This is a genomic window from Streptomyces sp. NPDC057099 (assembly GCF_042671245.1).
GTDB lineage: Bacteria > Actinomycetota > Actinomycetes > Streptomycetales > Streptomycetaceae > Streptomyces > Streptomyces purpurascens.
Map to the genome: position 1 here is coordinate 318,165 of NZ_JBHUTX010000004.1, position 18,430 is coordinate 336,594.

General features: G+C 70.3%; 17 protein-coding genes. 7 read left to right on the forward strand and 10 right to left on the reverse strand.

Annotation, left to right across the window (positions count from 1 at the left end):
- The first annotated feature begins 57 nt into the window (after positions 1-57).
- Complete coding sequence (locus ACFT4A_RS08220; protein WP_382827031.1) at positions 58-1,419, forward strand: histidine-type phosphatase; 1,362 nt, start codon at positions 58-60, stop codon at positions 1,417-1,419.
- 64 nt (positions 1,420-1,483) lie between these two features.
- Here ACFT4A_RS08220 and ACFT4A_RS08225 read toward each other — a convergent pair whose 3' ends face one another.
- Genes ACFT4A_RS08225 through ACFT4A_RS08240 form a run of 4 tightly spaced genes read right to left on the reverse strand, consistent with a single transcriptional unit; the run spans position 1,484 to position 4,602 of the window.
- Positions 1,484-1,900 (reverse strand): Fur family transcriptional regulator, encoded by a 417-nt coding sequence (locus tag ACFT4A_RS08225; RefSeq protein ID WP_382827032.1) that lies wholly within the window; start codon positions 1,898-1,900, stop codon positions 1,484-1,486.
- 58 nt (positions 1,901-1,958) lie between these two features.
- Positions 1,959-2,861: a metal ABC transporter permease gene (locus tag ACFT4A_RS08230; protein WP_382827033.1), complete on the reverse strand. Its 903-nt coding sequence runs from the start codon at positions 2,859-2,861 to the stop codon at positions 1,959-1,961.
- Entirely contained in the window at positions 2,861-3,628 is a 768-nt protein-coding gene (locus ACFT4A_RS08235; RefSeq protein ID WP_382827035.1) for a metal ABC transporter ATP-binding protein, read from the reverse strand. The genes ACFT4A_RS08230 and ACFT4A_RS08235 overlap by 1 nt, the downstream gene beginning before the upstream one ends.
- Before the next feature lie 20 nt (positions 3,629-3,648).
- Positions 3,649-4,602, reverse strand: coding sequence for a metal ABC transporter substrate-binding protein (locus ACFT4A_RS08240; RefSeq protein ID WP_382827038.1), 954 nt, complete (start codon positions 4,600-4,602; stop codon positions 3,649-3,651).
- A 248-nt stretch (positions 4,603-4,850) separates the two neighbouring features.
- On the opposite strand from ACFT4A_RS08240, the gene ACFT4A_RS08245 reads away from it, so the two are divergent.
- The 4 genes from ACFT4A_RS08245 (at position 4,851) to ACFT4A_RS08260 (ending at position 8,694) form a co-directional block, all read left to right on the forward strand.
- Entirely contained in the window at positions 4,851-6,233 is a 1,383-nt protein-coding gene (locus tag ACFT4A_RS08245) for a glycine--tRNA ligase (RefSeq protein ID WP_382827040.1), read from the forward strand.
- 137 nt (positions 6,234-6,370) lie between these two features.
- Positions 6,371-6,982 carry a LysE family translocator gene (locus ACFT4A_RS08250; RefSeq protein WP_382827042.1) on the forward strand — a complete coding sequence of 204 codons (612 nt, stop codon included), beginning with the start codon at positions 6,371-6,373 and terminating at the stop codon, positions 6,980-6,982.
- A 94-nt stretch (positions 6,983-7,076) separates the two neighbouring features.
- Entirely contained in the window at positions 7,077-8,081 is a 1,005-nt protein-coding gene (locus tag ACFT4A_RS08255; protein ID WP_382827045.1) for an aldo/keto reductase, read from the forward strand.
- Positions 8,082-8,106: 25 nt separating this feature from the next.
- Entirely contained in the window at positions 8,107-8,694 is a 588-nt protein-coding gene (locus ACFT4A_RS08260; protein ID WP_382827046.1) for a TetR family transcriptional regulator, read from the forward strand.
- Between the two features lie 38 nt (positions 8,695-8,732).
- Here ACFT4A_RS08260 and ACFT4A_RS08265 read toward each other — a convergent pair whose 3' ends face one another.
- Together ACFT4A_RS08265 and ACFT4A_RS08270 are read right to left on the reverse strand one after the other, a co-directional pair.
- Positions 8,733-8,939, reverse strand: coding sequence for a hypothetical protein (locus ACFT4A_RS08265; RefSeq protein WP_382827167.1), 207 nt, complete (start codon positions 8,937-8,939; stop codon positions 8,733-8,735).
- A gap of 116 nt (positions 8,940-9,055) precedes the next feature.
- Positions 9,056-10,495, reverse strand: a complete 1,440-nt coding sequence (locus ACFT4A_RS08270) for an MFS transporter (RefSeq protein WP_382827048.1) — start codon at positions 10,493-10,495, stop codon at positions 9,056-9,058.
- Positions 10,496-10,591: 96 nt separating this feature from the next.
- Between ACFT4A_RS08270 and ACFT4A_RS08275 the strand changes: the two genes are divergently transcribed.
- Positions 10,592-11,491 carry a helix-turn-helix domain-containing protein gene (locus ACFT4A_RS08275; RefSeq protein WP_382827050.1) on the forward strand — a complete coding sequence of 300 codons (900 nt, stop codon included), beginning with the start codon at positions 10,592-10,594 and terminating at the stop codon, positions 11,489-11,491.
- 26 nt (positions 11,492-11,517) lie between these two features.
- Here ACFT4A_RS08275 and ACFT4A_RS08280 read toward each other — a convergent pair whose 3' ends face one another.
- The 3 genes from ACFT4A_RS08280 to ACFT4A_RS08290 all read right to left on the reverse strand — a co-directional run bounded on the left by ACFT4A_RS08280 (position 11,518) and on the right by ACFT4A_RS08290 (position 15,377).
- Positions 11,518-13,329 carry a caspase domain-containing protein gene (locus ACFT4A_RS08280; protein WP_382827052.1) on the reverse strand — a complete coding sequence of 604 codons (1,812 nt, stop codon included), beginning with the start codon at positions 13,327-13,329 and terminating at the stop codon, positions 11,518-11,520.
- Entirely contained in the window at positions 13,326-13,718 is a 393-nt protein-coding gene (locus tag ACFT4A_RS08285; protein WP_382827054.1) for a hypothetical protein, read from the reverse strand. Before ACFT4A_RS08285 ends, ACFT4A_RS08280 begins: the two co-directional genes overlap by 4 nt.
- Positions 13,719-13,922: 204 nt before the next feature.
- Positions 13,923-15,377, reverse strand: coding sequence for an MFS transporter (locus ACFT4A_RS08290; protein ID WP_382827056.1), 1,455 nt, complete (start codon positions 15,375-15,377; stop codon positions 13,923-13,925).
- A 78-nt stretch (positions 15,378-15,455) separates the two neighbouring features.
- Here ACFT4A_RS08290 and dusB point away from each other — a divergent pair, with 78 nt between their 5' ends.
- Complete coding sequence (dusB, locus tag ACFT4A_RS08295; protein WP_382827058.1) at positions 15,456-16,589, forward strand: tRNA dihydrouridine synthase DusB; 1,134 nt, start codon at positions 15,456-15,458, stop codon at positions 16,587-16,589.
- Here dusB and ACFT4A_RS08300 read toward each other — a convergent pair whose 3' ends face one another.
- Complete coding sequence (locus ACFT4A_RS08300; RefSeq protein WP_382827059.1) at positions 16,590-18,362, reverse strand: sulfatase-like hydrolase/transferase; 1,773 nt, start codon at positions 18,360-18,362, stop codon at positions 16,590-16,592.
- Positions 18,363-18,430 lie beyond the last annotated feature (68 nt).

Here is an 18,430-nt window from a genome sequence, read left to right on the forward strand (position 1 = left end):
TCACCCGGTCTGCCGCATCAGTCGCTTTGACGCGGTCCTGAACGAAACGGCACCGCTATGAGACGTCTCACCCCAGCGCTGGCCCTCGGCCTCGCCACCCTCGTCGCCGTCCCCTGGGCCGCCCAGGCGACCGACCACCGCCCGACCCGGGCCGCGGGCCACGACAGCGCCGACGTCCGCGACAGCTTCGGCACCAAGGCCTCCTACGTCCCCCAGCAGAACGCCCGCACCTACCAGCGGCCCCCGGCAGGGTTCACGCCCGTCTTCACCGAGAACGTCTCCCGGCACGGCTCCCGCGCCGCCACCGACAGCGAGGACGGCGACCTGATCCTCGCCCTGTGGGACAAGGCGCAGAGCGAGGGGCAGCTCACCCGTGAGGGGCGGGAGTTCGGGCCCAAGGTCCGGGCGCTGCTCGACGCCATGTCCAAGGTCGGCTACGGCAACCTCAGCGGACGCGGCAAGCAGGAGATCGCGGGCACCGCCGTACGCATGGAGCAGCGGCTGCCCGGGCTGTTCCGGCAGATCGCCAAGAACGGCGAGAAGATCGACGTCGTCAGCTCCGGGCAGGGCAGGGCCGTCGACAGCGGCAACCTGTTCGCGGCGACCCTCGGGACCACCGACCCGGCGCTGAAGCCCCTGATCGGCCCGGCCCGCTCCGACGCCAACCTGCTGTACTTCCACAAGGCGGCCGGGGGCGCCGCGTACCGCGACTACATCGACAACGACCAGCGCCTCGCGCACACCCTCGACAAGCTCACCGACCAGCCGAAGACCCACCGGGCCGCCCGCAGCGTCCTGCGCGGGCTCTTCACCCCGGCCTTCGTCCAGGGGATCACCGACGAGGTCCAGGCCGCGCAGGCCGTCTTCAACCTGTACGCGATCGCCCCGGCCATGAGCGAGGAGAGCCCCGGCGGCAAGGGCTGGGGCATGGAGCGGTACCTCTCACGCGGCGACGCGGCCTGGTTCGGATACCTGAGCGACGTCGAGGACTTCTACGAGAAGGGCCCCGGCTTCGCCGACAGCGACATCACCTACAAGATGGCCGACGTCCTCCTCGACGACTTCTTCAAGCAGGTCGAGGCCAAGCGCGCCGGCACCAGCGACCTGGGCGCCGAACTCCGCTTCACCCACGCCGAGGAGATCATCCCCCTGGCCGCCCTGATGAAGCTCCCGGGCAGCACGGTCGGGGTGACGCCCGAGAAGCCCTACACCTACCCCGACAACCCCTGGCGAGGCGCCTCGGTAGCCCCCATGGCCTCCAACATCCAGTGGGACGTCTTCCGCAAGGGCAACACGTATCTCGTCCGCATGCTCTACAACGAGAAGGAAACGGCCTTCAAGACCGGTTGCCGGCCAGTTGCCAAGGGCAGCAAGTTCTACGACTTCAAGGAACTCGAACGCTGCTTCAACCGGAGCTGACGGGCACTGACCTCAGGGGCGCGGGGAACTGCGCGACAAGCCCCCACACACCCGCAGCCGAAACTCAACCCCCAGCAGCCGCACACTCCGCACAGGTCCCAAAAATCTCCACCGTATGAGCCACGTTCACGTAGCCATGCTCCGCGGCGACGGCCTCCGCCCACTTCTCCACGGCCGGGCCTTCGACCTCGACGGCCTTGCCACAAGTGCGGCACACGAGGTGATGGTGATGGTCGTCGGTGGAACAACGCCGGTACACGGACTCGCCGTCCGCCGTACGCAGGACATCGACCTCACCGGCGTCGGCAAGGGACTGCAGCGTGCGGTAGACCGTGGTGAGCCCGACCGAGTCGCCCTTGTGCTTGAGCATGTCGTGCAGGTCCTGCGCACTGCGGAACTCGTCGACCTCTTCGAGGGCCGCCGACACGGCGGCCCGCTGCCGGGTGGCGCGGCCCTTCACGGACGGTCCAGCGGTCGTCACCGTTGCCTCCTCACGTCTGCCTTGCCCGGGTCATTGTGCCAGCCCGGGGTGGGGGCGGTCAGACGCCGACTTCGTCGGCCGCCTCCCGGGTACCCGGAATCGTGCACTCGCCGGGGTCGTGGGCGGATTGCGCGGAAGTCCGGGCGCGGGCGCGGCGGCGGGCCAGCGGAGCCGCCAGTGCCGTCAGCACGATGAACGCGCCGATGGTCAGCAATACGATCGTCGCACCGGGCGGGACGTCCTGGTAGTACGAGGTGACCGTGCCGCCGATCGTCACGCTCACCCCGATGGCGACGGCGATCACGAACGTGGCCGCGAAGCTGCGGCTGATCTGCTGGGCCGCCGCGACGGGCACCACCATCAGCGCGCTGACCAGCAGCAGGCCGACCACGCGCATCGCCACCGTCACCGTGACGGCCGCGGTGATCGCCGTCAGCAGGTTCAGCGCGCGCACCGGCAGGCCCGTCACCCGGGCGAACTCCTCGTCCTGGCTCACCGCGAACAGCTGTCGGCGCAGACCGAGCGTGACCAGGACGACGAAGGCGGCCAGCACGCAGATCGCCGTGACGTCCGACTCGGACACCGTCGACAGGGAGCCGAAGAGGTACGACGTCAGGTTGGCGTTGGAGCCCGTCGGCGCGAGGTTGATGAACATCACACCGCCGGCCATGCCGCCGTAGAACAGCATCGCGAGGGCGATGTCGCCGCGGGTCTTGCCGTACCAGCGGATCAGCTCCATGAGGACTGCGCCGAGGACGGAGACGAGGGTCGCCATCCACACCGGGGACCAGGTCAGCAGGAAGCCGAGGCCGACGCCGGTCATCGCCACGTGGCCGATGCCGTCGCCCATCAGGGCCTGGCGGCGCTGGACCAGGTAGATCCCCACCGCGGGGGCCGTGATGCCGACCAGGACGGCGGCGAGCAGGGCCCGCTGCATGAAGGCGTAGTCGAGGAAGTCCATCAGCTCAGCAGTCCCGTACGGATCGGTTCGGCGCCCGCCGGCGCGTGCGGGTGTACGTGGTCGTGGCCGGGGAGGGCGTGCTGCCCGACGGCCTTCGGGGGCGGTCCGTCGTGCACGACGCAGCCGTCGCGCAGGACGACCGCCCGGTCGATGAGGGGCTCCAGGGGGCCCAGTTCGTGCAGCACGAGCAGCACGGTGGTGCCCTGGGAGACCTGCTCGGTGAGGGTGTGCGCGAGCACCTCCTGGCTGGCCAGGTCGACGCCCGCCATCGGCTCGTCCATGATCAGCAGCTCGGGCTCGGAGGCGAGCGCGCGGGCGATCAGGACCCGCTGGTGCTGGCCGCCCGAGAGGGCGTCGACGGAGTCCTTGGCCCGGTCCGCCATGCCGACGAGGTCCAGGGCGCGTCGTACGGCCTCGCGGTCGGCCTTGCGCAGCACGCCGAAGCGGGCCCGGGACAGGCGGCCGGAGGAGACCACCTCGGTCACCGTGGCGGGTACGCCGCCCGCGGCCGTGGTGCGCTGCGGGACGTAGCCCACGCGGTGCCAGTCACGGAACCGCGCGCGGGGCGTGCCGAACAGCTCTATCTCGCCGGCGCCGGTCTGCACCTGGCCGATGACGCTGCGCACGGCCGTGGACTTGCCGGAGCCGTTCGCGCCGAGCAGCGCGACGACCTCACCGCGGTGCACGGTGAGGTCGATGCCGCGCAGGACGGGGCGCGAGCCCAGGTCCGCGCGGACGCCGCGCAGGGATACGACGGGCTCGGTCATGCCGTCCTCCGATGAGTGAGTCACTTGGCTCCCAGAGCCGTCTGCAGGGCCTTGAGGTTGGCTTCCATGACCTGGAAGTAGTCGTCGCCGCGGGACTTGTCGGTGATGCCCTCAAGGGGGTCGAGGACGTCCGTCTTGAGGTCGGCGTCGCGGGCCAGGGTCTTCGCGGTGCGGTCGGAGACCAGCGTCTCGTAGAAGACGGTGGTGACGCCGTCGGCCTTGGCCTCCTGCTGGAGCTCCTTGACCCGGGCGGCGCTGGGCTCGCTCTCGGGGTCGACGCCGGAGATGGCCTCCTGGGTGAGGCCGTAGCGCTCGGCGAGGTAGCCGAAGGCGGCGTGGTTGGTGAAGAAGACCTTGGACTTGCTGTCCTTGAGGCCGTTCTCGAAGTCGCTGTTCAGGCCGTTCAGCTTCTTGACCAGGGCCTCGGTGTTCTTCTTGTAGTCGGCCGCGTGGTCCGGGTCGGCCTTCTCGAAGGCCTTGCCGACGCCCTGGGCGATCTCGGCGTACTTCACGGGATCGAGCCAGACGTGGGGGTCGCGGCCGTGCTCCTCCTCGGATTCCCCGGAGTGAGCTTCCTCGCCCTCGTGGCTGTGCCCGGCGCCGCCGTGGTCCTCGAGGTGGGTCAGGGAGGCCGCGTCGATCTTCGTCTCGATGCCGGTCTGTGTCACGGCCTCGTCGACGGCGGGCTGGAGGCCCTTGAGGAAGAGCGCCGCGTCGGCCTCTTCGAGCTGGGCGCGCTGCTGGGTGCTGATCTCCAGGTCGTGCGGCTCCTGGCCGGGCTCGGTCAGACTGGTGACGTTCGCGTGGTCGCCGCCTATCTGCTCGGCGAGGAACGCCATGGGGTAGAACGACGCGACGACGTCGAACTTCTCCGTGTTGCCCGTCGCCGCGCTGTCGCTGGAGCAGGCGGTCAGAGCGCCGAGGCCGAGAGAGGCGGCCGCGGCGGCGGGTATGAGGCGTCGTCGTACGTTCATGACAGTCATTTTCAACAAATATGGAAACCGTTGTCAACAAACGTCCTGAACAGGGGTTGAAACCGGGTCCGCGGCCCTCTGGCGGTCGCTGAGGGGGGAGCGATTTGATTGAGGGGGCGTCCCCGCCGGTAACCTGAATCATTCGCTGGAAGCAACTCGCTTCGCCCGCCCGTCTCCCGACCACCACCCCTCATCGAGGCGCTACGCGCCGCCCCGTCAGTATTCGTCGTCGTAATGAAGAGAGCACCGTGGCCGCCGACAAGATCGACACCATCGTCAGCCTGAGCAAGCGCCGTGGCTTCGTATTCCCCTGTAGTGAGATCTACGGCGGTCAGCGCGCCGCCTGGGACTACGGCCCGCTGGGTGTCGAGCTCAAGGAGAACCTCAAGCGCCAGTGGTGGCGCTACATGGTGACGTCGCGCGAGGACGTGGTCGGTATCGACTCGTCCGTCATCCTGGCCCCCGAGGTCTGGGTCGCCTCCGGTCACGTCGCCACCTTCACGGACCCCCTCACCGAGTGCACCTCCTGCCACAAGCGGTTCCGCGCGGACCACCTGGAGGAGGCCTACGAGGAGAAGAAGGGCCGCGCCCCGGAGAACGGGCTCGCCGACCTCAACTGCCCCAACTGCGGAAACAAGGGCACCTTCACCGAGCCCAAGCAGTTCTCGGGCCTGCTGTCGACCCACCTCGGCCCGACGCAGGACTCCGGCTCCGTCGCCTACCTGCGGCCCGAGACCGCGCAGGGCATCTTCACCAACTTCTCGCAGGTGCAGACCACTTCGCGCCGCAAGCCGCCGTTCGGCATCGCCCAGATGGGCAAGTCCTTCCGCAACGAGATCACGCCCGGCAACTTCATCTTCCGCACGCGCGAGTTCGAGCAGATGGAGATGGAGTTCTTCGTCAAGCCGGGCGAGGACGAGACGTGGCAGGAGTACTGGATGGAGCAGCGCTGGAACTGGTACACCGGTCTCGGCCTGCGCGAAGAGAACATGCGGTGGTTCGAGCACCCGAAGGAGAAGCTCTCCCACTACTCCAAGCGCACCGCCGACATCGAGTACCGGTTCCAGTTCGGCGGCAGTGAGTGGGGCGAGCTCGAGGGTGTCGCCAACCGCACCGACTACGACCTCGGTGCCCACTCCAAGGCCTCCGGCCAGGACCTCACCTACTTCGACCAGGAAGCCGGCGAGCGCTGGACGCCGTACGTCATCGAGCCCGCGGCCGGTGTCGGCCGGTCGTTGCTCGCCTTCCTGCTCGACGCCTACGTCGAGGACGAGGCGCCCAACGCCAAGGGCAAGATGGAGAAGCGCACCGTGCTGCGCCTCGACCACCGCCTCGCGCCGGTCAAGGTCGCGGTGCTCCCGCTGTCCCGGAACCCGGAGCTGTCCCCGAAGGCCAAGGGCCTCGCCCAGGCGCTCCGCCAGAACTGGAACATCGACTTCGACGACGCCGGCGCCATCGGCCGCCGCTACCGTCGCCAGGACGAGATCGGTACGCCGTTCTGCGTGACCGTCGACTTCGACACGCTCGAGGACAACGCGGTCACCGTCCGCGAGCGTGACTCGATGAAGCAGGAGCGGGTGTCCCTCGACCAGATCGAGGGGTACCTGGCGGCTCGCCTGGTCGGCTGCTGACCGCTTCTCGCCCGCACGTCGGTGCCGGGTTCCTCTTCGGAGGGGCCCGGCACCGTCGCGTTCACGGGGGAGTGGTCCTCCAGCGGGGCGGCCGATTGGACCTGTTTGCCGGGGCGGCGCCGCGCCAGGGTGGGCGCATGAGTATCGCGTTCCTGCTGACCGCCCTGGTCGTGGTCGCCACGCCCGGCACCGGCGTCGTCTACACCCTCGCCGCCGCGCTCTCCCGTGGGCGGCGGGCCGGCGTTGTCGCCGCGTTCGGGTGCGCGCTCGGGATCGTGCCGCATGTGCTGGCCACGGTGACCGGGCTGGCGGCGTTGCTGAATGCCAGTGCCGCTGCCTTCCAGGTCCTCAAGTACGCCGGTGTCGCCTACCTCCTCTACATGGCGTGGGCGACCGTGCGGGACAAGGACGCGATCGCCGTCGAGGAGGGCGCCGCCCCGGACTCGGCGCGCCAAGTGATCGTCCGGGCCGTGCTGATCAACATCCTCAACCCGAAGCTGACGATCTTCTTCTTCGCGTTCCTGCCGCAGTTCGTGAGCCCGCACGAGCCGCACGCGCTGACGCGGATGCTGGCGCTGAGCGGGGTGTTCATGCTGGCGACGTTCCTGGTCTTCGCGGCGTACGGCGTCCTGGCCGCGTCCGTGCGCAGCCACGTCACCTCCCGGCCGCGGGTGATGGCGTGGCTGCGGCGGGGTTTCGCGGGGTCGTTCGTGGCGCTGGGGGCGAAGCTGGCGTTCACGGCCCGGTAGCCGGTAGCCGGTAGCCGGTGGTCAGTCGGGATGGGTGACAAGTATGGGGTGACAGATATTGAAATCTGTCAGCTGTCATGGCATGGTGGTTGGCATGACGATGCGAACCCGACCCCTCGGAACCACCGGCCCCCAGGTCTCCGCCCTCGGTCTCGGCTGCATGGGCATGTCCGCGCTGTACGGCGAGACGGACCGGGCCGAATCCATCGCGACCCTCCACGCGGCGCTCGAAGCCGGCGTCACCCTGCTGGACACCGGCGACTTCTACGGCATGGGCCACAACGAAATGCTGATCGGCGAGGCCCTCCGCGCGGCCCCCGCCGCCCGGCGTGAACAGGCGCAGGTCAGTGTGAAGTTCGGCGGCCTGCGCGACCCGGACGGCGGCTGGTCCGGCTACGACGGCCGGCCCGCCGCCGTGAAGAACTTCGCCGCGTACTCCCTCCAGCGGCTCGGCGTCGACCACATCGACGTCTACCGCATCGCCCGCCTCGACCCGGACGTGCCGATCGAGGAGACGGTCGGCGCGATCGCGGAACTCGTCGAGAAGGGATACGTGCGGCACATCGGCCTGAGCGAGGTCGGCGCCGAGACCATCCGCCGGGCCGCCGCCACCGCGCCGATCTCCGACCTCCAGATCGAGTACTCCCTCATATCGCGCGGCATCGAGGAGGAGATCCTGCCGGCCACGCGTGAGCTGGGCATCGGGATCACGGCGTACGGGGTGCTCTCCCGGGGCCTGATATCGGGCCACTTCACCGCGGACCGGCAGCTCGGCGCGGGCGACTTCCGGGCGATGTCGCCGCGCTTCCAGGGCGAGAACCTCCGGCACAACCTGGACCTCGTCGAGGCGCTGCGGAAGATCGCCGAGCAGAAGGGCGCCAGCGTCGCGCAGATCGCCATCGCCTGGGTGCTGTCCCGCGGTGAGGACATCGTGCCGCTGGTCGGCGCCCGCCGCCGCGACCGGCTCACGGAGGCGCTGGGCGCGCTGGACGTGACGCTGGACGCGGCCGACCTGACCGCGATCGAGGAGGCCGTGCCGGCCGGTGCCGCCGCCGGCGAGCGCTACCCGGCGGCCCAGATGGCGCACGTCGAGCGCTGAGCCGGGCTCCGGGTACGGTCTGGGCATGGCACCGACCAGCGAGATCCTGACCGCCGAGCGCATCCTCGAGGCCACCGAGGAGGTGCTGCGGCGGCACGGCCCGGCCAAGGCCACCGTCGTGGACGTCGCCCGGGCCCTCGGTGTCAGCCACGGCAGCGTCTACCGCCACTTCCGCACCAAGGCGGCGCTGCGCGAGGCGGTCACCAAGCGCTGGCTGGACCGCACCTCGGGGGAACTCTCCGGCATCGTCACAGGCGACACCGCCCCGGAGGCCCGGCTGCGGGACTGGCTCGCCGCACTCTTCGCCGCGAAGCGCCGCAAGGCGGGCGAGGATCCGGAGCTGTTCGCCACCTACATGGTCCTCACGGACGAGGCCGGCACAGCGGTCGGCGACCACATCACCGACCTCACCACCCAACTGGCCCGCATCATCGAGGCCGGCGTCCAGACCGGCACCTTCACCACCCCCGACCCGGAGTCCTCGGCCCGAGCGGTGTTCCAGGCGACGGGGCGGTTCCATGACCCGTGTTATGCGCGGGAGTGGGAGCAGCCGGGTGTGGAGGGGGAGTTCGAGGCGGTGGTGGAGCTGGTGGTGCGGGGGCTGCACGTCTAGGGGACCTCTGGGCAGGGGACTTCTAAGGGAGAAGCGCCTCACGCAGCCGTCGGGTCCACCGTTGCCTGGTGGGCCTGCGTCAGGTGTTCCTCCGCCTTGAGCCATGGCAGGAACTGCGCGCCTCGCCGCCAGCCGCAGGTGTCGCAGTTGAGGGTGCGCTGTATGCCCGTGCGCTGTACCCGCACGACGTGTTCGCGGCCGTGCTGGTCCCAGCGGCTGACCTTGCTCGTGTCGATCTGCGCCATGATGCCTTCCGCGTCCAGGGATCCGGCGGATCCGGTCCGCTCGCAGCAAGGAGTGTGCAGCAAGACCAACATCAACAGGGTTTCCCCGGATGCGAGTTATCAGGCCGTGAGATGCCTCAGACGACCGTGCGCGGCAGCCTGAGGCTCAGCAGGCCTGTCAGCACCACCCCGGCGAGCTGCACCAGCAGCGTCGTGACCAGGGCGTTCCGCATGCCCATCGTCGGGACCAGGGACAGGAACAGCGTACCCAGGGTGGCCACACCGAGGGCCAGTGCCGACTGCTGAGTGGTGATCATCACGCCGCTGCCGACGCCGGCACGGGCGGGCGGCACCTCGGAGAGGATGACCCGGTAGATGACGGGCAGTTGGAGCGCCTGGCCCGCGCCGGCGATCGCCGCGCCCGGGAGCAGCTCGACGAAACCGAGGTGCGGCCAGAAGCGCCAGGCGGCCAGGGCCATCAGCGCCAGGCCCACGCCCTGGAGCACGGCACCGGCCGTCACCACGCGCGTCCCGTACCGGGCGACCAACCGGGGGCCCAGCAGGGAGAACACGAAGAAGACCACCGCCAGAGGTGCCAGCGCCAGACCCGCGGTGACCGGGCCGAGCCCGGCGCCCTCCTGCAGGGCCACCGCGATCACGAACATGAAGCCGCTGAAGCCGATCGAGAAGGGCAGCACCAGCAGCAGTCCGCGGCGCAGTGAGGTGAGCGTGAACAGGCTCGGCGGGACCAGCGGCGTACGGCCCGCGCGGTCGGCCCTGCGCTCCACCGCGTAGAACGCCGCCGCCACGAACGGGAACGCGGCCAGCGACAGCCACGTCCACAACGGCCAGCCCGCCGCCCGGCCTTCGGTGAGCGGGACGAGGAGAGTGAGGAGCGAGGCGGCGAGGAGGAACGTGCCGGGCACGTCGACCGGCTCCGGTCGCGGCGAGCGGGTCTCGGGGACCACCCGGACGGCCAGCACCAGACCGGCGAGGACGACCGGCACATTGACGAGGAACACCGAGCGCCAGCCGGTACCGGCGAAGTCGGCCGCGACGAGGACCCCGCCCAGGATCTGCCCGGCGATCATGGACAGCCCGGCGGTCGCGCCGTACAGGCCCATGGCCTTCGCGCGCCGGGGGCCGGTCGTGGTGGCCTGGATGGTGGCCAGGACCTGCGGCAGCATCGCGGCGGCCGACGCGCCCTGCGCCACCCGGGCCGCGACCAGCGACCAGGCGTCCGGCGCCAGTCCGCACGCCAGCGAGGTCAGCCCGAAGGCCGCCATACCGCCGAGGAACAGCCGCCGCCTGCCGAACAGATCACCGAGCCGGCCCCCGAGGACCAGCAGGACGGCGTACGACACCCCGTACCCGGCGACGACGAGTTCGAGGACCGCCTCGCTCGCGGCGAGGTCGCTGCCGATGGTGGGCAGGGCGACGTTGACGATGAAGAAGTCGACGAGGGGCAGAGCGGCGGCCAGCAGCACCGCGAACAGTCCGAGCCCGCCGAGCACGGGGGCCGGGGCGGTGGGCGGGCGGACGGGGCGTGAGGTGAGGGATTCCGTGGTCACGGTCATGAGCCTGCTGCCTCACTCAGGCTGGTACCAGAGTGTCCTTATCCTGGTAGTCACACCACCTGGAAACAGGGTCCGGGCGGCGGCAGGCTGGAGGGCATGACGACCATGGCCGAGGAGACGGCGGTACGCGCGCCCGGGGCGCCCCGCGACGGGGATGTCCGGCGGCACGAACTGGCGGCGTTCCTGCGCAGCCGCCGGGAGCGGATCGCCCCCGAGCGGGTCGGCCTGCCCCGGGGCCGTCGGCGCCGCACGCCGGGTCTGCGCCGTGAGGAGGTCGCCCAGCTCTCCGCCGTGGGCGTCACCTGGTACACGTGGCTGGAGCAGGCCCGTGACATCCAGGTCTCCGTCCAGGTCCTCGACGCGCTCGCCCGCGCCCTGCTGCTCGACCCCGGCGAGCGCGCCCACCTCTTCCAGCTGGCCGGCGCCGCCGACCCGACGCCCGCGACCACGTGCCCGTCGGTCACGCCGGCGATGCGGGCGGTGCTGGAGCAGGTCGAGCCGTTCCCGGCGTGCCTGCAGAACAGCCGGTACGACATCCTCGCCTACAACCGCACGTACGGGCTGCTGCTGTGCGACCTGGACACGGTGCCGCCCGAGAACCGCAACTGCATGGTCCTGTCCTACACGCACCCCGAGTGGCAGTCGTCGATCGTGCACCTGGAGGAGACCCAGCGTCTGATGGCGGCCCGTTTCCGCGCCGCGATGGCCGGCCATCTCACCGAGCCCGCCTGGAAGATGCTGCTCAAGCGCCTGCGCACGGAGTCCCCCGAGTTCCGCACCGCCTGGGACCGCCACGAGGTCGTCGCCCACCGCACCAAACGCAAGGAGTTCCTCAACCGCCACGTCGGCCGCATCGCCGTCGACCACACGGACCTGTGGCTGACGCCGGGGTCGGGGCCACGGATCGTGACGTACGTACCGGCGGACGAGGAGTCCCGGGAGCGCTTGGAGAGGCTGCGGGAGATCGCCGTGGACCGGGCCGCGTCCGCCGTGTAGCCGGTTGCGCCGGTCAGCCTGGGCGGTCACCATTGGGCGCTGCCCACCAGGTAGGTGATGCCCGCGAGGACGGCCAGGATCAGGGCCGGGATCGCCAGACCTTTCACGACCGAGGTCAGGGTTTTCGTACCGTTCGCCGCCTTGCTCGTGTACTGCTCCCGCCGTGCTCCCAGCTCGTGCCGGGCGAACGCGCCGGCGACCAGTGCCACCGCACCGGTGATCAGGCACACGATGAGCGGGGTGAGCGCCCCGTGCTCGCGGATGTTGTCCTCGACGTTGCCGTACACCCCTGCGTCGCCCCGGTCGATGACGGCCGCCACCGCCGCCTGGATGGCCAGTACGAGCGTGATGACAGACGTGACGGCGAGGGCGAGCGCGGCACCGGCGAGGGCGGGAGCGCGGTGGGCCGGGGATATCTGGGGTGTAGTGGTCTCCGGCGCCTTCTTGGGCGGCTTCTTGGGCGGCTGCTTGGGGTGGGACGGGATGCGCGGGGGATCGGTGGCCACCGTCTTCCGTTCGGCGTCCGATTCCCGCGTCGGCCCCGTGGAGCCGTTCGAGGGCGGGCCTTCGCGCTCGGGTACCGGGGCCACCACCGCCTCGACGTGGATCACCGCCTCGTCCGCCACACCCTTCAGCACGATGCCGCCGGCCAGATGCCCCGCCGTCGTCGTGTCGACGTGGACCTCCAGACCCGCCGGGGTCGGATCGACCCGTAGCCACGACTGTTGGGACTGGGCCACGCAGTGACGGGCCAGCGGTGGACCGTGCAGGGCCACCGACTGCTTCCGAGGGGGCGAGTCCTGTGGTGCCCGGCCGAAGTCCAGGTGGTCCGGGGACGGTGTCACGTGGATCGTGTTCAAGGCCTCGGACGCCAGTTCGGCGATCGGCTGGATGTCGTTCCGTGCGACCTCCTCCAGGTGCTGACGCGCCCCTTCCGCCACGGGCAGTTCGGTGTGCTGCAGTCGTTTGCGCAACTCCGTCACGGCGCCCTGCCGTGTGAGGAATTGGTCGCTGTTCATGGCCGCCCGCAGAGGGGGCGGCGTATCAACGGCGACGATCTTGATGCGGCCACGCCGACTGTGTGCCAGATGCAGCTCCCCGCGCAGCTCCGCCGCCTTCTTCGGCGTCTGATGGGGGTTCTGCTCCTGTACGTGCCGGTAGACGTACTCGTACAGGTCGTCCAGGGAGACCTTCCCGTCCCCGTGGAGGTCGGCATCGCCGGTCTCCAGGCCCTCGACGACCGCGTGGGTGAACAGCGAAGGCCGCGGACCGGAGTTCTCCGCGAGTTTGCTGCCCTCGAAGGCGTACTCCATGGAGTCGGACGCGGTGATCACGGCCCATCCCCGCCCAGTCGCGGGCTCGCCCTTCGCGAACGACTCGAGGGCGTTGATCTCTCCGGAAGCGCGTACGGAGGTCGAGCCCCGGGAGAAGGCGCCGCCGTAGCAGCAGTCGAGGAACAGGACGGTGAGGCCTGCCCGGGTGCCGTACATGCATCCGCGGACGAACTGGGAGGGGACGGCTGTGGCGGCCAGCAGCGGGGGCTCGGTGTCGCTCGCGGCCAAGTACAGCTCGCCGGACTCGCTCTTGATGCCGTGGCAGGAGAAGTGCAGCAGAAGAGTGTCGGCGCGGCCGCGCTCGTTGAAGAAGCCCTGGATGCGCCTGCGCATGAGGTCGGCCGACGCGTTGTGCACGACCTCCACCTCGAAGTCGCCGATCTCCGGGTCGTGCAGCACCCTTTCGAGGGCGGCGGCGTCCTGGGCGGGTGCCTTGAGCTTCTTGAGCCCCTGGTCGTCGTACCGGTCGTTGGCGATGATCAGCGCGTGTCTGGATTCCGTCATGGCTCGGCTCCGGCCGGGGAATGGCGCTGGACGAAGACCTTGAACGCCTCCGCGACCTGATCGTCGGTCGCCTCGGACACCTCCAGGACGTCGTCGCCCATCTGCAGCCGCAGGGACGGGTGGGTGTCATGGCGCCTGCCCATCCACGACCGGATCACAGTCACCACCTGGCTCAGGGCGGTTGCCGAAGTGCCCAGGGTCACCAGCAGCGCACCGATCTGGGTGACGTCCACGGCCCGCGCACCGGGCGGGGCCTCCCCGCCGGGGAGCGTCGTGACGTCGTCCACGTCCAGCTCGAGCAGTTCCTCGCGCAGGTAGCCGGTCAGCTCCGCGACACGTTCGGCTTCCGCGTCCTCTTCGGCGACGAGGATGTGCAGGGTGTTGTCCACCGGCTCAGCCCCTTTGTTCGCGACGGTCGGGGCGGCGCAGAGTCGGACTATCGGTGGGCTCTACGTCCTCACTTACAGTTTCTGCTGCTCAGAGCGGGGTGGCAAGTCGCCGCCGGAGGAATGAGTTTCACGGTTCAACCGTGAGGTTCCTCGCCTAACCGCCGCGGACGCGCTCCGTGTTACCGAAACGGCGACGAACCACCGCTACGAGGCACGGTCCGCGGTCACCGCCACATCACGCACCTCCACGGACTTCAGCCGCTCCGCCGCACGCTCCGCGGTCCCCCGAGCCCACCGCCCACTCGACACCGCCCCCAACGCCAGCACGGCGAAACCGCACACCGCGATGATCCACCACCCGGGCCGAGCCGCCGACAGGAACGTCTCCCGGTACGACGACGAGCCCACGCCGGAGGCGAGTACCGCCCCGACCACCGCGACCCCCAGCGTCTGCCCGAGCTGACGGCTGGTCGAGGCGACCGCAGCGGCGACACCCGCCTGCGCACGCGGCATCCCGGACACCGCCGTGTTGGTGATCGGAGCGTTGACGAAACCGAAGCCGATGCCGAAGAGGACGTAGCCGGCGAAGAGGGCGACGTCGGAGGTCTCGGCCTCGAAGGCGGCGAAGAGCACGCCGCTCGCCGTCATCGCGAAGCCGGCGATCAGGAGCGGGAGGCGTGGACCGCGGGTGCCGACCAGGCGGCCGGAGAGCGGGGCGCACAGGAACGTCGGGGCCGCCATCGGCAGCATCCACAGGCCCGCCTCCAGGGCGGTCAGGCCGCGCACGTTCTGGAGGTACAGCGTGGACAGGAAGAGGAATCCGCCGAGCGCGGCGAACGCGCTGACCGCGATGACCGTGGCCCCGCTGAACGGCGCCGAGCGGAAGAACCGCAGGTCGATCAGGGGTTCCGTGCGGCGGGGCTCGTAGAGCAGCAGACCGGCGAGAGCGGCCAGGGCGACCACGGCCAGTGGGGCTGTCGACGCGAACGGCGTGCTCGGCGCCTCGATGATCGCGTACGTCAGGGAGCCGAAGAGGGTGATCACCAGGAGCTGGCCGACCGGGTCGGGGCGGCGGGCCTTGGCGGCACGGGACTCGGGGACGAAGCGGAGGGTGAGGAGGAGGGCGGCGAGGCCCACCGGCAGGTTGATCCAGAAGATGGAGCGCCAGCCGACCGACTCGACGAGGAGGCCGCCGACCAGTGGGCCGGCGGCCATCGATATGCCGACGACCGCGCCCCACACGCCGATCGCCCGGGCCCGCTCACGCGGGTCGGTGAACGTGTTGGTGATGATCGACATGGCGACCGGGTTCAGCATCGAGCCGCCCACCGCCTGGATCATCCGGAAGGCGACCAGCGCTTCCAGGTTCGGCGCGAGGGAGCACAGCACCGAGCCGATGGTGAAGACGACGAGCCCCGCCATGAAGACGCGTTTGCGGCCGATGCGGTCGGCCGTGGAGCCCGCGAGCATCAGCAGCGAGGCCAGGACCAGGGTGTAGGCGTCGATCGTCCACTGCAGACCTGAGGTGCTCGCGTGCAGGTCCTGCTGCATGGAGGGCAGGGCCACGTTCAGGACCGTGTTGTCGAGGCTCACGATCAGCAGGCTCATACAGCAGATCGCGAGCACCAGCATGCGGCGGCGGGGGCTGAGCTCGGGCATGCGGGCCATCGTACGCCGATTTCGATAGTGTGGCTAACTAATGAATTTTACCGTCTCATTGCACGGCACAATGGATGCATGTCCACGCCCCTCCACATCGGCCCGCACACCGTCCAGCCCCCCGTCGTCCTGGCCCCCATGGCCGGGATCACCAACGCCCCCTTCCGCACCCTGTGCAGGGAGTTCAGCGGGGGCAAGGGCCTGTTCGTCAGCGAGATGATCACCACCCGGGCGCTGGTCGAACGCAATGAGAAGACCATGCAGCTCGTCCACTTCGACGAGACGGAGCGGCCCCGGTCGATCCAGCTGTACGGCGTGGACCCGGCGACCGTCGGCAAGGCCGTCCGCATGATCGCGGAAGAGGACCTCGCCGACCACATCGACCTCAACTTCGGCTGCCCCGTGCCGAAGGTCACGCGGAAGGGCGGCGGATCCGCGCTGCCGTACAAGCGGAACCTGCTGCGGGCCATCCTGCGCGAGGCCGTCAGCGGCGCCGGCGATCTGCCCGTCACGATGAAGATGCGCAAGGGCATCGACGACGACCACATCACCTTCCTGGACGCCGGCCGGATCGCCGTCGAGGAGGGCGTCACCTCCATCGCCCTGCACGGCCGCACCGCCGCCCAGCACTACGGCGGCACCGCCGACTGGGACGCCATCGCCCGGCTGAAGGAGCACGTGCCGGAGATCCCGGTGCTCGGCAACGGCGACATCTGGTCGGCCGAGGACGCGCTGCGGATGGTGCGCGAGACCGGCTGCGACGGTGTCGTGGTGGGACGTGGCTGCCTCGGGCGGCCGTGGCTGTTCGCCGATCTGGTGGCCGCCTTCGAGGGGCGCACTGAGGACATCGCCCGCCCGGCGCTGCGCGAGGTCGCCGACGTCATGGTCCGGCACGCCACCCTGCTCGGCGAGTGGATCGGGGACGAGGCGCGGGGCGTGATCGACTTCCGCAAGCACGTCGCCTGGTATCTGAAGGGCTTCGCCGTCGGGTCCGAGATGCGCAAGCGCCTCGCGATCACGTCCTCGCTGGAGGAGCTGCGCTCCGGGCTGGACGAGCTGGACCTCGACCAGCCCTGGCCCGCCGGTGCCGACGGGCCCCGGGGCCGTACGTCCGGCAACAACCGGGTCGTGCTGCCGGACGGCTGGCTGAAGGACCCGTACGACTGTGCCGGGGTGGGCGAGGACGCCGAGCTCGACACCTCCGGCGGCTGATCAGCCCTCCGAGCGGTGCGGCGTGGAGCCGTACGCCTTGAGGAAGCGGTCGCGGAAGGAGCTCATCTTCCACACCGGGGCGTCGCGGTCGGGCTTGAGGCCTTCCGTCCAGTTCCAGTCGGCGACCTTGTCGAGGACCTTCGGGTCCTTCGCGACGATGGAGACCGGGACGTCGCGGCTGGCGCGGGTGCCGCTGACCCGGGCCATGGGCTGGTGGTCGCCGAGGAAGACCAGGACGGTGTCGTCGGTGCCGTAGCGCTCCAGCCACTGGGTGAGGCTGGTGACCGAGTACTGGATGGACTTGCCGTACTCCTGCCGGGACTTGGTGGTGTCGGTGATGATGTCCGATGCCTTGTTGCCGGCCTTCTCGATGGCGTCGAAGCGTGAGCCGTCGCCGAGTTCGTCCCAGTCGACCATCTTCGGGATGGGTGCCCAGGGCTGGTGGCTGGAGGTCAGGATGACGAACGACATCAGCGGCTTGTCGCGCTTCTTGCCGTGCACCCGGCGCTGGAACGCCTCCAGCGTGTACTGGTCCGGCATGGTCGACCAGCTGAACTTCGGGCCCTTGTACCCCAGGTCGTAGGCGTCGTAGAGCTTGTCCAGGCCGTACCACTTCTCCTCCGGCCAGCCCTTCTGCACGCCGGGCATCACACCGACCGTGTCCCACGCGCCGCTCTTGCGGAACGCCTTGGTGAGGGTGAGGTGGTCGCCCGCGGTGACCGTGCGGTAGCGGCGCTGGTTGTCGATCCACAGGCCGGACATGGTCGTGGAGTGGCCGAGCCAGCTGCTGCCGCCGTAGGTCGCCGAGGTCAGCCAGCCGCTGCGGGCGGCGAAGCCGGCCTTCTCCAGCGCCCTGCCACTGGTGTCGAGGGTGCGGTCGACGCCGGGTGCCATGATCGGGTCCTCGATGGCGCTGCGGCCGTAGCTCTCGATGAACGTGAAGATCACGTCCTTGCCGCGCAGGTCGGGCAGCAGCTGGTCGGGCGGGGTGTTGCCGAAGGTGTCCGCCTGGGCGTGCCTCGCGAAGGCCGCCTCGTCGCGCAGGGACTCCACCGTCCGCTGGGCGTGGACCCGGAGGGCTCCGGCGCCGCGCTCGGAGGCGATCGGCCCGCCGAAGAGCGTCAGGCCCAGGGCGGAGCAGGTGACCCAGACGACGCCGGCGATCAGCGCGCCCCGGGCCGCCCGGGGCCGGTGGCGGACGAGCAGGTCGCTGAGCCGGATCGTCGCCGCGACCATGACGGCCGCCAGCAGCAGGACCAGCACGATCGCCCCGACGGCGGCGGCGGTCGCGACGCCCCCGCCCAGCGTGTCCCCGACGTACGCCTGGGCGTCGGGCAGCAGGTCCCAGTCGAGCGCGGCGTTGAAGCCCCGGCCCAGATACTCGTTGAACCCCATGTCGAGCAGGTTCACGGCGGTCAGCGCGGTCAGACCGAGTCCGTACAGCGCCGCCGCGACCAGCCGGGGCCGACGGGGCAGCCACAGCACCACGACGGCCCCGATGACCGCCTCGGCCGGTAGGCGCGTGAAGCTCTTCGGCCCCATGGCGGGAAGGGTGTTGGGCAGCAGCAGGGCACCGAGGACCAGGGCGGCGGCGAGGGCGGTGGTGGTCCAGCGGAGGGCGCGGGCGGCCCGGGGATGGCGGATGCGGAGGCCGGATGCCGCAGCGGGTGTCTCCGGTGCTGGTTCCTGTGCCGGTGCTGGTGGCAGTGCCGGTGCCGATGCCGTTGCGGACTCTGACCGTGATGACTGGCGCAGGCGTGTGAAGACAGGCACCCGGAGGTCCTTCCCGTACGAAACCCGGTGAAGTGGCGGACCCGCGTGGGGGTTCGGGTCCGCCTCAG